This is a genomic window from Dyella sp. GSA-30, assembly GCF_027924605.1.
GTDB lineage: Bacteria > Pseudomonadota > Gammaproteobacteria > Xanthomonadales > Rhodanobacteraceae > GSA-30.
The window spans coordinates 5,354,446-5,369,211 of sequence record NZ_AP027042.1; the positions used below are offsets into that span (position 1 = coordinate 5,354,446).

General features: G+C 62.1%; 10 protein-coding genes. 5 read left to right on the forward strand and 5 right to left on the reverse strand.

Translation table 11 applies throughout. The annotated features are described in order from the left end of the window. Nucleotides 1–37: 37 nt before the first annotated feature. The 4 genes from QMG46_RS23060 to QMG46_RS23075 all read right to left on the reverse strand — a co-directional run bounded on the left by QMG46_RS23060 (nt 38) and on the right by QMG46_RS23075 (nt 6,539). Nucleotides 38–1,582, reverse strand: coding sequence for a response regulator (locus QMG46_RS23060; protein WP_281850244.1), 1,545 nt, complete (start codon nt 1,580–1,582; stop codon nt 38–40). 130 nt (nt 1,583–1,712) lie between these two features. Continuing rightward, entirely contained in the window at nt 1,713–2,156 is a 444-nt protein-coding gene (locus QMG46_RS23065) for a response regulator (protein ID WP_281850245.1), read from the reverse strand. Beyond that, nucleotides 2,153–3,988: a sensor histidine kinase gene (locus QMG46_RS23070; protein WP_281850246.1), complete on the reverse strand. Its 1,836-nt coding sequence runs from the start codon at nt 3,986–3,988 to the stop codon at nt 2,153–2,155. Before QMG46_RS23070 ends, QMG46_RS23065 begins: the two co-directional genes overlap by 4 nt. Before the next feature lie 214 nt (nt 3,989–4,202). Continuing rightward, a complete protein-coding gene (locus tag QMG46_RS23075) occupies nt 4,203–6,539 on the reverse strand; it encodes a GH92 family glycosyl hydrolase (protein WP_281850247.1) in 2,337 nt (778 codons plus the stop codon). A 144-nt stretch (nt 6,540–6,683) separates the two neighbouring features. Here QMG46_RS23075 and QMG46_RS23080 point away from each other — a divergent pair, with 144 nt between their 5' ends. From QMG46_RS23080 to QMG46_RS23100, 5 genes are all read left to right on the forward strand, one after another. Next, the gene (locus QMG46_RS23080) at nt 6,684–7,736 is read left to right on the forward strand and encodes a LacI family DNA-binding transcriptional regulator (protein ID WP_281850248.1); all 1,053 of its coding nucleotides are present in this window, start codon (nt 6,684–6,686) and stop codon (nt 7,734–7,736) included. A 111-nt stretch (nt 7,737–7,847) separates the two neighbouring features. Next, nucleotides 7,848–9,083, forward strand: coding sequence for an L-fucose:H+ symporter permease (gene fucP, locus QMG46_RS23085; protein ID WP_281852962.1), 1,236 nt, complete (start codon nt 7,848–7,850; stop codon nt 9,081–9,083). 9 nt (nt 9,084–9,092) lie between these two features. Continuing rightward, a complete protein-coding gene (locus QMG46_RS23090) occupies nt 9,093–10,067 on the forward strand; it encodes a carbohydrate kinase family protein (protein WP_281850249.1) in 975 nt (324 codons plus the stop codon). Further along, the gene (locus QMG46_RS23095; protein WP_281850250.1) at nt 10,064–11,299 is read left to right on the forward strand and encodes an AGE family epimerase/isomerase; all 1,236 of its coding nucleotides are present in this window, start codon (nt 10,064–10,066) and stop codon (nt 11,297–11,299) included. Before QMG46_RS23090 ends, QMG46_RS23095 begins: the two co-directional genes overlap by 4 nt. Nucleotides 11,300–11,387: 88 nt before the next feature. Beyond that, nucleotides 11,388–13,367, forward strand: a complete 1,980-nt coding sequence (locus QMG46_RS23100; RefSeq protein WP_281850251.1) for a M1 family metallopeptidase — start codon at nt 11,388–11,390, stop codon at nt 13,365–13,367. Nucleotides 13,368–13,603: 236 nt separating this feature from the next. On the opposite strand, the gene QMG46_RS23105 is transcribed toward QMG46_RS23100, so the two are convergent. Further along, the gene (locus QMG46_RS23105) at nt 13,604–14,650 is read right to left on the reverse strand and encodes a sensor domain-containing diguanylate cyclase (protein WP_281850252.1); all 1,047 of its coding nucleotides are present in this window, start codon (nt 14,648–14,650) and stop codon (nt 13,604–13,606) included. Between the last annotated feature and the right edge of the window lie 116 nt (nt 14,651–14,766).

Genomic DNA, 14,766 nt, shown 5'->3' on the forward strand with positions numbered 1-14,766 from the left:
GCTATCTTGCAGGAGCAACTTCAGCCATGACGCAACGTCACCGCTCTCGGCTCCCGGTCTGAATCGCTTCCCTCAACACCTTCAACAACCGCCGTGTCGAAATCGGCTTGTCGACCAGGTACAGGTGTTCCAGCGAGGGTAGCTCCGCCATGTCCAGCGGCCGATCCGGCCGGGCGAGCAAAACGACGCCGCGGTTGTATCCATGCTCCATCAGCGCGGCTAGCGTGCGTACGCCGGTGAAGAGATTCATATCGGCATCCATCACGACCAGATCCGGCACGCCGTGCGCCTCGATCCACTGCAACGCCGCTGTACCGCTCTGGGTGGCATGCGCCTGATAGCCCCAGGCATCGAGGGTGTCGCTCAGCAGCGATAGCTGCGCGGCCTCCTCCACCACGACCAGTACGCGCTCGGCCTCGCCCTGCAAACCGTGTTCATCGTCCATCTCGGCGGCATCGATGATCAGTTCGGCCAGCGGGATATAGAGACTGAAGAAGGTGCCCTTGCCTACTGAGCTCTGTACCCGCATCACGCCGCCATGGCTGGCGATGATGCGCTTGCACGACAGCAGGCCCAAGCCGGTGCCGGCCTCCTTGGTGGTGAAAAACGGCTCGAACAGACGTGCCAGTACGTCCTGGTCCATGCCTACGCCAGTGTCGGTGACGGTGATACGCAGGTACGGCCCGTTGCGCCGCTCTTCGATATCGAGAAAGAACTCCGGCGGCAGCTCGACCTGTGCCGTTTCCACGCGCAGCTGGCCGCCGTGGGGCATCGCCTGGATCGCGTTGAGGCACAGATTGAGCAGGCATTGCTGCAGCTCGGTATGGTTGCCTTCGAAAGCGAGCTGCTCGTCCTCGGAGGCAATTTCAAGCGAAATCGACCTGGGCACGCTTCCCTGCAGCAGCAGGCGCAGCGCGTCCAGCAAGGCGCCGATCCGCACCTGTTCGGCCCGACGTGCGCCGCGTGCGAACGACAGCATCGACTGCACCATGTCCAGACCGCGCTTGCCGCAATCGCGCACCAGCTTGCCCAACCGCGCCAGACGCGGGTCGTCCTGATAATCCTGCAGGCTGTCGCCGGCCAGCAACAGCGGCTGCAACAGGTTACGCAAGTCGTGACTGAGCCCGCCGGCCAGCATGGCCAGGCTTTCGAAACGTTGGGCACGTATCAGCTCGGCCTCCGCGCGGCGGCGCGCGCGCTGGGCATCGGCTTCGCGCAAGGCGCGGCGTACGGCGCTGACCAGCCGCGCCGGATTCTGCTTGAGGATGTAATCGGTTGCGCCGTTGCGCAACGCTTCGATCGCGGCCTCCTCACCCAGCGTCGCCGAGATGAAGATAAAAGGCAGATCCTGGTCGCGTTCGCGCAGAAGCTCCAGCGCCCGCTGACCGGAAAAGCCCGGCATGCTCAGGTCCGACAGCACGATATCGGGCCGAAACTCCTCGAGCGCCTCAAGAAAGCTCGGCTCGTCGTCGACCAGCCGTGATTCGTAGCTCATCGCGTCGGCATCGAGCTCGGACAAAACCAGCTCGGCGTCGAGCTTGCTGTCTTCGATCTGCAGGATGCGAATACCGCTTTCGGACATGGAAGAGGCTCAAGTAAATAACATAAGAACAGCTACGCATTGCCCCCTTGGGGCACCAGCAGATGACGAGCACTTCGCACGGAGCGAGCACGGAGCAGTCAGATCATCGATCCCCATGGCTATCCTACGCTCAATCCTTGTCCGGACGCTGATTGAGCACCGCCCAGAATTGGCCCAGCGTGCGTACCGCATCGAAGAACTGATCCACGTCGACCGGCTTGATGACATAGGCGTTGACACCCAAGTCCCAGCTGCGGGCCAGGTCGCTTTCTTCACGTGACGAAGAAAGTATGACCACCGGAACCTGCCTGAGCCTTTCGTCGCTGCGCATCTGGGTCAGCACATCCAGGCCGTTCATGCGCGGCATCTTGATGTCGAGCAACACCACTGCCGGCTCCACGATACCCTGGCCGGCAAACGCACCGCGCGAATAGAGGTAGTCCAGGCAGTCGACGCCATCCTCCAGGTGCACGATCGGATTGATCAGGTTGGCATCCTTGAGGGCGTCCATGGCCAGCTCTGCGTCGGCAAGGCTGTCTTCGACCAGCAAGATGGGGCGGATATAACGTGTCATTGACGTGCCTGCGTGAAAGACTCTGCCAGTTCGGAAGCCGGCAGGGTGAAGTGAAACCGCGCTCCTTCCCCGGGCTGGCCATCGGCCCAGACCCGGCCACCGTGGCGGGCGATGATACGCCGCACATTGGCCAGGCCGATGCCGTTCCCCGGAAACTCCGACGCACGATGCAGTCGCTGGAACACGCCGAACAGCTTGCCCGCGTACTGCATGTCGAAACCGGCGCCGTTGTCGGCCACCACAAATTCGTAGTCGCCGTTACGGGCCCGCTCCACGGTGATCTCGATACGAGCGACCTCGCAATGGCCGGTGTATTTGACCGCGTTGCCGAGCAGGTTCTGCCATACCGTGCGCAACATGTTCTCGTCGCCGATCACGATCGGCAGCGATGCGACATGCCACACGATGTGACGCCCGGCGACATCCACGTCGCTCTCGGCCAGCGCACGCGCCTCATCCACCTGCGACTGCATATCCACCGGCTGCAGGCGCAAGGCGCCGCGGCCCAATCGTGAGAACACCAGCAGATCGTCGATCAACAGGCCCATGCGCTGGGCCGCATCGCTGATCACGTGCAGGTAATGCTTGGTCTGCTCATCCGACTGCTCGCCCAGATGACGACCGAGCTTGCCGGCAAAGCCGGCGATATGCCGTAGCGGCGCACGCAGGTCGTGCGACACCGAGTAGCTGAACGCTTCGAGCTCCCGATTGACGTCGGATACCTGCTGCACCTTGCCTTCGAGCTGGCGGTTGAGCTCCTTGACCTCGCGTTCGGCCAGCGCACGTGTGGTCATGTCACTCACCGTCAGCAACAGGACCAGGTCGTCACTGCCTTCCTGTTCGAGCCGGCGCGCGTTGATCACGACGTGGCGATCGATACCACCGGCGGTACGCTGGGTCAGTTCGTAATCCCAAAGCTCGCGGTCGAGCGAAAGCACGTCGCGCAGGCGCTGCAGCAACGACACATCGTTCCAGGCGCCGTCGCCGATGTCGGCCAGCTTGAGCGAGTTCTGCGTCGCCGACAGACCATAGAGCTCGCGAAATGCCGCATTGACCAACAAGGTACTCAAGCTTGCATCGAGCAGGGCAATCGGCTCGCGTACCGCCTGCACGATCATCTGCGAGCGCATGACGGCCTGACCCTCGCGCCGCTCCGCGTGCAGACGCCGGGAAATCTGTCGCTCGGAGACGATCACCACGATGCCGAGCAAAAAGACCTGCGCCAGGGCCGTGATGGCCAGCACGACGCTGCTGTCGAACGATTGCTTCTCGGCATTGGCGAGGCGGCTACCGAGAATGGCGTCCTCGTTGCGGACGATGTTTTCGATCAGGTCGTCCAGCTTGAACAGTTCACCCGCGTCGCGCATGGCGCCGCTGGCGCCGTCCGTATCGCCACGCACGTAGCGCAGCCGCGCCTGCTGCATCAGCGCCATTCGGCCATTGACCACCGTGGAAAGCGAGCCGATGAGGGTCTGCTGGTCCGGGTTATCGCGGGTCATGTCACGCAAACGGGACAGCAGCCCCGGCGCCTCGTCCTCGACCTGCAAGGAGCGCTTGCGCACGATCGCATCGTTGTCGCCTTGCAGAATGCGATACACCGCCGCCTCGCTGTTACGCGTGACATAAGCAATGCGGAACGTAATCGACTTTACTTCCTGCGAATGGGCCACCAATTCGGCCGCGTCGATCGCCTCACGCGATGAATTACGCGTTACCAGATAGGGCAAGGCGACGATGACCATCACGGCAAACAGCAGGCCACCAAGCCGCCAGCGCAGGCTGATCGCCGTTTTTACCCGGTGGGGGATCTTACGCAGATAGGAACGGGGCATGTCGCCCATGGTTGCAGAAAGTGGGGGGCTGGGCCACCTGTTCTGAGGACTTGGAGCCCCCTCACCCCAGCCCTCTCCCGGCAAAGCCAGGGGAGAGGGAGCTAACTGAGGCAACTTCAGTATGTCGCACTTGCGCAACCTGCCCCCTCTCCCCTGGCTCTGTCGGGGGAGAGGGTTGGGGTGAGGGGGCGGGCGCTCGCGGGAACGTTTCTTGTTACTGCGCGTAAGGACTCATCCCCGCCGGCCGGCTAGCCACGTCCTTGCCCCAATCACGATTCGGCTCGGCCTGCATCGTGAAATGCAGCTCGCCGCCTGCCGTAATTTCACCGTGCCGCAGATACACGCGATCGAGCGGCTTGCCGTTCAAGGTGACCTTGCCGACATAAGGATGCGCATCGTCCAGCGGCGACGCGGTCACCACGAACTGCTTGCCATTGGGCAGGTGCACCGTGGCCTTGGAAACGAAGGGACGACCGATCGCATATTGATCGCTCGCCGGCGTGACCGGATAAAAGCCGAGTGCGGTGTACACGTACCAGGCCGACATCTGACCAAGGTCGTCGTTGCCAGCCAGGCCATCGGGACGCGGAGCGTACTGGCTGTCCATGATCTGTTTCAAACGGCCCTGCGTCTTCCACGGCGCGCCGGCATAGTCATAGAGATAGGCCAGGTGATGGCTCGGCTCGTTCCCGTGCGCGTACCAGCCGATCAGGCCGGTGATGTCTTCAACGTTCTTGAAATGCGACGGATCGACCTTGGCATCGAACACGCTGTCGAGCTTGGCGGCAAATTTGGCATCGCCGCCCATCGCCCCAATCAGGCCCGCGACGTCCTGCGGCACGTACCACGAGTACTGCCAGGCGTTGCCTTCGGTGTAATCGCTACCGTAACCGGCGACATCGGGATCGAACGGTTCGCGGAACTGGCCATCGGTCTTGCGTGCACGCATGAAGCCGGTCTTGGCGTCGTATGCATTGCGCCAGTTGGTGGCGCGCTTTTCGAACGTCGAGGCGACATCCGTCTTGCCCATCGCCTTGGCCATCTGCGCGATCGACCAGTCGTCATAGGCATACTCAAGCGTCTTCGATGCCGCCTCGGGTTCCTTGTCGATCGGCACATAACCGATCTTCATATAATCGCCGAGGTCGCCATACGGCTTGTAAGTAGCACTGGCAACCATCGCATCGAGCGCACGCTTGGCGTCGAAACCACGTACGCCCTTGATGTACGCATCGGCGATGACCGGCACGGCGTGATAGCCGATCATGCACCACGTTTCCAGGCCCTGATAGGCCCACACGGGCAGGATGCCGAATGGGCTGGTTTCGCGCGCCGCGATCAACGACTGCACGAATTCGGTGCTCATCTTAGGCTGCAGCAGCACCATCAATGGCTGCTGCGCACGGTAGACGTCCCACAGCGACCAGGTCGAATAGAACTCGAAACCATTGGCCTTATGCACGGCATTGTCCGGGCCGCGGAACTCGCCGTTGACGTCGGTGCTCAGCGTCGGCGACAGCATGGCGTGATAGAGCGAGGTGTAGAAGCTGGTGCGCATCGCCTCCGGCGCATCGACGTCGATCGTCGCCAGCGCCTTGTTCCAGCCCTCGCGCGCCTCGTCGCGGCGCTTGTCGAAATCCCAGCCATCGCCATCGGTCAACAGATTGGCCACGGCATTGTCTTCGCTGACCGACGAGATCGCGACCTTCACTTCCAGCGGCTTGCCCAGGTTGCCGAAGTCGAACACGCCCACCAGCGCGCGGCCGCTCTGCGCATCATGGTCTTCCGCCTGATGGCCCGGCCCCTTGAAACCCTTGTACGGTGCATCGGTCTCGCGGTTGTAGAGTGTGCGCGAGACCATCGGCGCGGAGAACTTCATCGCGAAGCACAGTTCGCGGCCAGGCGCCCAGCCATTGGTTTGGCGGCAACCGGTGACGGTGCCGTCCGGATGCACGCGCAGCGACGACCACAGCACCTTGCCCTGGTAGTCGTAGACGCTGGGGCGCAGATCGAGCAGCACGTGCGCCGGCTTGCCTGCCGGATAGGTATAACGATGCCAGCCCACGCGGCGGCCGGCGGTCAGTTCCGCACGCACGCCGTAGTCGGCCAGCGTCACGGCGTAATAGCCGGCCTGCGCCACTTCGCTGTCATGCGAGAAACGCGAGCGATAGCCGCTGCCGGGCTTGGCCGGGTCGCCGGCCTCCAGCCGTACGTCACCGGCAATCGGCATCACCAGCACATCGCCCAGGTCCGAATGGCCGGAGCCGGAGAAGTGCGTATGCGAGAAACCCATGATGGTCGGGTCGCCGTATTGATAGCCGGCGGCCCACTTATAGGCATGCTTGAAATCCGGCATGGCCGTGTCCGGCGACAACTGGATCATGCCGAACGGCACCGTCGCGCCAGGGAAGGTGTGCCCGTCCCCGCCCGTACCGATCCGCGGATCGACCTCGGCCGCGTGCCCGGCCGGTTGGGCGCCATGGGCGGGAAAAGCCAGCGCCACAGCCAATAAACCGGGCAAGAGGCGGAGCGAAGCACGAGCAGCGATCATGGGTTCCCCTACGTCAAGGCAAATTTGGATCGGTCTAAACCCAAAGCTAACATGTGTCGACCACGTCGCGCATGTTGCGCTGCGCGATGTACTGTAGGCGCGGGTTTAGCTACATTTGGATCGTTCCAATGCAGATGATTGACGATGGAAAGCCTACCGCCTGCTCGTCGTAAGGTCACTCTGACGGATATCGCCGCCGGCTGCGGGGTGTCACGAGCGACTGTCTCACTAGTTTTACGGGGAAGTCCCTTAGTCAACAAGCACACGCGGGCACGCGTGGAAGAAGAATTGCGCCGGCAAGGTTATGTCTATAACCGTGCCGCTGCCAATCTGCGTCGCCGCACTTCGTCGAGCATCGCTTTGGTGATCAACGAGCTGGGCAACCCCTTCTTTGCCGAATTTGCCGCAGGCGTCGACGAAACGCTAGGTGCGGCAGGCTTTGTCACGCTCCTGGGCAGCACCAGCGAATCGACCGACCGCGAACAGGCCGTGCTCGGTTCGCTGATCGAGCACGGCCCCGGCGGGATCATCCTTTCGCCAGCGGAAGGCAGCGAGGCCAGCCGTGTGCTGGCAACGGTCGGTCCGCAAATGCCGGTCTTGCTGTTCAACCGCGAGCTGGGCGGCAGCCTGCCCGAATACGCACACTGGGACCGGCTGATGCTGGACAACCAGCGCGGCGCACGCGTGGCGACCGAGCATCTGATTGCCCAGGGGCATCAGCGCATCGCCTTTTTTGGCGGCCACAACGATTCCAGCTCCTGTAGTCAGCGCTATGCCGGCTATCTGCAGGCGATGGAGGCTGCCGGCCTGCCGGTCGCCGAGCACTGGCGCGTACAGACCGCCCCCACGCGCGTCGATGCCGCGCATCGCAGCGAGGAGCTGTTCCGCGCCGATCCGGCACCTACCGCCGCGGTTTGCTACAACGACGCGGTTGCGCTGGGTTTAATGCTGGGCCTCGCTCAGCGCGGCCTGCAGACCGGTCATGACTTCGCCGTCACGGGCTTTGACGATATTGCCGAAGCTGCTTTCAGCATGCCGCCATTGACCACCCTGGCTACCAACCCGCGCGCGCGTGGCCGCCAGGCCGCGCAACTGCTGCTGGCCCGGCTGCGCAACCCGCAGGCCGATGCCAGTACTACTACCGCTCCGGTGCAATTGGTCGTACGCGAAAGCAGCGGCCCACTCCGCTCCCCTTAACTCGCGAGGACTCCCAAGATCATGGCCCCCACCCCTCCCGTTATACCGTCGAGCTCGACCGCCTCAGGCGGCAAGGCTCGCTATACCGACTTCCCGTTGGCACTGGGAGTCATGACGACGATCTTCTTCATGTGGGGCTTCCTCACATGCTTGAACGACATCCTGATTCCGCATCTGAAAGCCGTGTTCGAGCTGAACTACTTTCGGGCGATGCTGATCCAGTTCACCTTTTTCGGCGCGTACTTTCTGATGGCGCTGCCCTCGGGTTGGCTGGTGGCAAGGCTGGGCTATAAGAAGGGCATCGTCGCAGGCCTGGTAGTGGCCGGTATCGGCGCGGCGATCTTCTGGCCAGCAGCGGGCATGCGCTCCTACCCGTTCTTCCTCGGCGCGCTGTTCGTGCTGGCAACCGGCATCACCGTCCTGCAGGTCGCCGCCAACCCTTACGTGGCGCTGCTTGGCCCGGAAAAGACCAGCTCCAGCCGCCTGACCCTGGCGCAGGCACTGAACTCATTCGGTACCTTCCTCGCGCCGTGGTTCGGCAGCGTGTTGATTCTTTCCACTACGGTGAAGAGCGCGGCCGACATCGCCAAGATGTCGCAAGCCGACCAGGTCGCCTATCGCATGCATGAAGCAGGCGCGGTGCAAGGCCCATACATCGGCCTGGCTGTCGTACTGGTGCTGCTGGCCGTGTTCGTCTATCTGTTCAACCTGCCGGCCCTGAAGGAAACCACCGCGTCGGCTGACGACGGCCGCCACAGCCTGCTCGACGCGTTCAAGATCCCGCACGTGTTCTTCGGCGTGCTGGCGATCTTCTGCTACGTCGGTGCGGAAGTGTCGATCGGCAGCTTCATGGTCAATTACCTGTCGATGCCCAACATCGGCCATATGAGCGAGCAGGAAGCCGCGCACTACGTATCGCTGTACTGGGGTGGCGCGATGGTCGGCCGCTTTATCGGTTCGGCGGCGCTGGCTGCGATGTCGCCGCGCAAGCTGCTGGCGATCTTCGCGGTAATCAACATGCTGCTGGTTGTCACCACCATGTCCACTACCGGCGATGTGGCGTTGTGGTCGATCGTGGCGATCGGCCTGTTCAACTCGATCATGTTCCCGACCATTTTTGCGCTGGGTATCGAGCGCCTGGGCCCGCTGACGGGCAAGGCATCGAGCCTGCTCATCATGGCGATTGTCGGCGGTGCGCTGATTCCGCCGCTGCAAGGCCACTTTGCCGATTCGATCGGCATCCAGCACGCGTTCTTCCTCCCGTTGATCTGCTACGCCTACATCCTGTTTTACGGTGCGCGCGGCTCGAAGATCGACGAATCCAAACTTCCGAATACGGCCCGTTGAGAGTTATCGATGCCAGGCAACATCCTTTGTTTCGGTGAAGCACTGATCGATTTCCACAGCGAAGGTCGTGACGAAAGAGGTTTCCCCCGCAGTTTCGTTCCATTCGCCGGCGGTGCGCCCGCGAATGTCGCGGTGGCTGTGGCGCGCCTCGGCGGTAACGGCGCCTTTGCCGGCATGCTCGGCAAGGACCTGTTCGGTGATTTCCTGCTCGATAGCCTGCAGCAAGCCGGCGTGGACTGTGCCGGCGTGGCGCGTACGGACGAAGCGCGTACCGCGCTGGCGTTTGTCGCGCTCGATGCCCATGGCGAACGCAGCTTCAGTTTCTATCGCCCGCCCTCGGCCGACCTGTTGTTCCGGCCCGAGCATTTTCGCGAGGACGATTTTCGCCAGGCGGCGGTGTTCCATGTCTGCTCCAACAGCATGACCGACCCCGCCCTGGCCGAAGCGACACGCGACGGCATGCGCCGTGCGCGGCAAGCCGGTGCGCTGGTCAGCTTCGATCTCAACCTGCGCCCGGCGCTGTGGCCCGATGGCGTCAATGCGCGGCCGGAAGTCTGGCCGGCCCTGCAACTGGCCGACGTGGTCAAGCTCAGCGCCGAAGAACTCGACTACCTCGCCGTCGATGGCGAAGAGGCCGTGCTGGAAAAACTCTGGCAGGGCAAGACGCGCCTGTTGATCATTACCGATGGCGCCAAAGGCCTGCGCTGGTTCCATCCCGATGCCGAAGGCGAAATGCCGGTGTTCTCCGTCCCCGCGGTCGACACCACCGCCGCCGGCGATGCCTTTGTCGGCGGCCTGCTGCATCGCCTGTCCACGCTCGACGGCAACGATCGGCTGGACAACCTGGTCGGCGAACTGCCGCACCTGCACGCCACACTGCGCTTTGCCGCCGCCTGCGGTGCCCTCACGGTAACGCGCCAAGGCTCGTTCACGGCCATGCCGAGCGAGTCCGAAGTCATTCAATTCATGGAGAGCTTCGCATGAGCACCCCCACTGCTCCCGACTTCCGTTCCGAGTCCTTTCTGCTTGAACACATCAAGCACACGATGGCGTTCTACCACCCGCGCTGCATCGACCCGAACGGCGGCTTTTTCCACTACTTCAAAGACGACGGCACCATCTACGACCGCAGCCACCGCCATCTGGTGAGCAGCACGCGCTTCGTCTTCAACTACGCGATGGCCTCGATCGAGTTCGGCAAGCCGGACTATCTCGATGCGGTCCATCACGGCCTGAAATACCTGCGCGAGGTGCACCGTCAGGCCAACGGCGGTTATGCGTGGACCATTCGCGACGGCAAGCCGGAAGACCTCACCTACCACTGCTACGGCGTGGCCTTCGTACTGCTGGCCTACTCCACCGCGCTCAAGGCCGGCGTCAAGGACGTCATCCCGTGGATGGACGAAACCTGGAACCTGCTCGAGAAATATTACTGGGACGCCGACGCCGGCCTGTATCGCGACGAATGCGATGCGAACTGGAACTTCAGCGGCTACCGCGGCCAGAACGCGAACATGCACATGTGCGAGGCGATGCTCGCGGCGTACCAGGCCAGCGACGATCCGCGCTATCTCGATCGCGCGCTGACGCTGGCCGAAAACATGACCCAGCGCCAGGCTGCCAAGACCGCCGACAAGCCAGCCACCCACGGTGGCCTGGTCTGGGAACACTATGACATTCACTGGAATGTCGACTGGAAGTACAACCTCGACAATCCCAAGCATCTGTTCCGCCCCTGGGGCTTCCAGCCCGGTCACCAGACCGAGTGGGCCAAGCTGCTGTTGATCCTCGAACCGCTGCTGCTCGAGCGCAATCGCGAAGAAAAGTGGCTGGTGCCCAAGGCGCAGCACCTGTTCGACACCGCACTGGAACATGCCTGGGACGACGCCAATGGCGGCATCGTCTATGGTTTCGATCCCGACGGAAAAGTTTGCGATGGCGACAAGTATTTCTGGGTACAGGCCGAGTCGTTGGCTGCGGTGGCGCTGCTGCATGCACGTACCGGCGATGCCAAGTACGACCAGTGGTACGAGAAGATCTGGGCCTATAGCTGGGAGCACTTCGTCGACCACAAGTACGGCGCCTGGTATCGCATCCTGACCCAGGACAACAAAAAGTACGACGACGAAAAGAGCCCGGCCGGCAAGGTGGATTACCACACCATGGGCGCGTGCTACGAAGTACTGGCGCTGATCCGCGCCGGCGGCGTACCGTAAGCGATATGACGCGCTGCCTCGCCCATACGAGGCAGCGCGTCAGACGGTGTCACGCCAGGAAGGCTCCTCCTTCCCCACAAGGTTTCGCATGAAAATGATCTCGACGCTCTCCGGCGCCATCGGCGCCGCTTTGTTGCTTGCCGCGGGCAGTGCGATCGCCGCCGATACGGCCAAGCCCCGCTTCGATCCGCGCGACACATTCGCCCCGTTCGATTACCCGCAAGCCGTCAACGCGTATCGCTCAGGCAGCGGCAAGCCCGGCCCATTGTTCTGGCAGAACCGCGCGGACTACAAGATCGACGCCACGCTCGATCCGAGCACACGCAAGCTCAGCGGCGACGAGGTCATTACCTATACCAACCACAGTCCCGACGCGCTCGACGTGCTGTGGCTGCATGTCGACCAGAATCGCTATCGCAAGGACGCGCGCGGCGCGTTCACGTCGGGGAAATTCCCGACCGAGTTCACCGATGGCTACCAGATCGAGTCGATCGAGGTGGAAGACGCCCATGGTCATCGCCAGAAAGCCGAATGGACCGTCGCCGATACGCGCATGCAGATCCGTCTCCCCGAAGCGGTAAAAGCCGCTGGTGGTAGCGTGCGCGTGCATATCCGCTACAGCTTTACCGTGCCGGGCGAGTTCGGCGGCCGCATGGATTACAACGAAACCAAGAACGGCGATATCTACGAAATCGCTCAGTGGTATCCGCGGCTGTGCGTCTACGACGACCTGCGTGGCTGGGATACGGCGCCTTATCTCAATAGCGAGTTCTATCTCGAATACGGCGATTTCGAATATGCCGTCACCGTTCCATGGGACATGATCGTGGTCGGCTCAGGCGAGCTGCTCAACCCCAAGGACGTATTGACCGCCACCGAACAGCAGCGCCTGGAGCAGGCACGGCACAGCGATACGACGGTGATGATCCGCTCGCCGCAGGAAGTGAACGAGCCATCCAGCCGTCCGAAGCAAAGCGGCACGCTGACCTGGCGCTTTCGCATGAACAACACGCGCGACGTCGCCTTTGGCGCATCCAAGGCCTTCGTGTGGGACGCGGCGCGGATCAACCTGCCACAGGGCAAGACCGCCCTGGCGATGTCGGCCTACCCGGTGGAAAGCGCCGGCAACGATCGTTGGGGCCGCGCCACTGAATACCTGAAGAGTTCGACCGAGTACTTCTCCAAACAGTGGTATCCCTACCCTTACCCGGTGGCGATCAACGAGGCCGGTACGGCGGGCGGCATGGAATACCCCGGCATCACCTTCGACTCGAAGGTGGTGAAGGATCGTGTGCTGCACATGATCATCGCGCACGAGATCGGCCATACCTGGTTCCCGATGATCGTGGGCACCGACGAGCGCCGTAACGCGTGGATGGATGAAGGCTTCAATACCTTTATCGACGTCTACGAAGACGATGCGTTCAACCACGGCGAGTTCGCGCCCAAGCGCGATAGCGAATATGCGCCCGGCGGCGGCAACCCTGCCGACGAGATGGCGCAGGTCATGAAGGACGCCGATGCGCCGCCGTTGTTGATCGGCGCGGACATGGTGCCGGAGAAGTACCGCCATCCGATGACGTACTTCAAATCGGCGTTTGGTCTGGTGCTGCTACGCGAACAGATCATCGGACCGGAACGCTTCGACCCGGCCTTCCGCCGTTATATCGAGACCTGGGCATACAAGCATCCCAGCCCCACTGATTTCTTCCGTTTCATGGAAAGCCAGACCGGCGAAGACCTCGGCTGGTTCTGGCGCGGTTGGTACACCAACAACTGGCAGTTCGACATGGCCGTGCAAAAGGTCGCGCCCAGCCATGGCGATTGGAGCCAGGGCGCGGATGTGACGCTCGCCAATCTCGATCAGCTGGTGCTGCCCAATACGCTCGAAGTGCGTTACGACGACGGTAGCAAGAGCGATGTGCGCATTCCGGTGGAAACCTGGCAGCAGCATCGCAGCTTCACGCTGCATGTGGATGGTACGCACAAGGTGGTATCGGCCACGCTCGACTCGGAGCACAAGTTGCCGGAAGCGGATCGGAGCAATGATGTGTTGAACGTCAAGTAGGCAACCTGACTACTGCGACTTCATAAAAACCTCCCCTCCTCGTCATCCCGGCGCAGGCCGGGACCCAGTGGCTTCGGTTTCCAATCTTCGCGATAGAACAGATTTTTGTTGGCTCTCGCGATAACCGATCACAAGGTCACTGGGTCCCGGCCTGCGCCGGGATGACGACTAGGAAGGTTTTCAGCGAATTCCCGGAAGTCGCACGCACAAATAATCCGCACTCGACTCGACGTTCGCTACACCACCGGCTCCACAAACTGATACTCGTGGTCATACGTCATCACCCGATTACGCCCACGGCTCTTGGCCAGATAAAGCGCTTGATCGGCCGCATCTACCCAAGCCTCGGCGCTGGGCATCCACCCTTCGAGCATCGCAATACCGACACTGACCGAGCACTCGATACCGCCCGAACGGATCGTCGCCGTGCGCAGACGGATCCGTTCGGCGATATGTGCGGCAATTTCCGCGTTCGCACCCGGCAGCAGCACGACAAATTCATCGCCGGCAAAGCGTGCCGCCGTATCGATGCCACGAACCGACTGCTTGAGCAGGTTCGCAAACTGACGCAGCACCTCATCGCCGGCGGCATGGCCGCCATGATCGTTGATGCTTTTGAAATGATCGATGTCCAACATCAGCATCACCGACGAATGCCCGCGTGAACGCGCAGTTTTCAGTTCGGCATACGCCAGGTCGCTCCAATGCGTGCGACTGGCCAGGCCGGTCAGCATGTCGGTGCGGCCGATCTCCCGCAGCATCAGGTTCTGTTGCATGACCCGGCGTGCCAGGCCATGGGCGGACAGGCTGATCGCGCTGGGGTAGATCAACAAAAACGGTACGCAAGCGAGAATCTCGATCGGCGAACTGGCGGTCCGGATCTGGAAACCGTTGAGCGCGGCGGCAAACACACAGGCAATCACCTGCCCCGGCAAGGTTCGCAGCAATAGCCGCCAGCCGCCGACATTCAATTTATCGGCCGCCAACATGCTGATCAGCAGTACGCTGGGAAGCAGATTGAACTGCATCAGCGCCACCCACACGCCACCCATCGCCGAATCCACCCCCAGGTTGATGTATTCGGCAAATTTGGGATTTTGATGGCTCATCGCCAGCCAGTAAGCGACCTGGGGCCAGATAAAGGCATGCAAGGTCGCCAGCAGCCATGGAATCGGCCCGGTATGGTTTTCGTGGAAAACCATACCCACGCAGAGGAAACCCACGCCCAGCCCCCAGGTTCGCAGTCGCCTGACACGGCGCACGAATCGGATGTCATCGGTCATGGGGGCTACCTCGCTTCAATCTTGCTGAGCACCCCGATGCAAGACATATGCCGAGCAAAAGCAGGGGCTAATCCGCCTTTGGAGTGTCAAAAGAGGCGCATAAATCGCAGATTCCT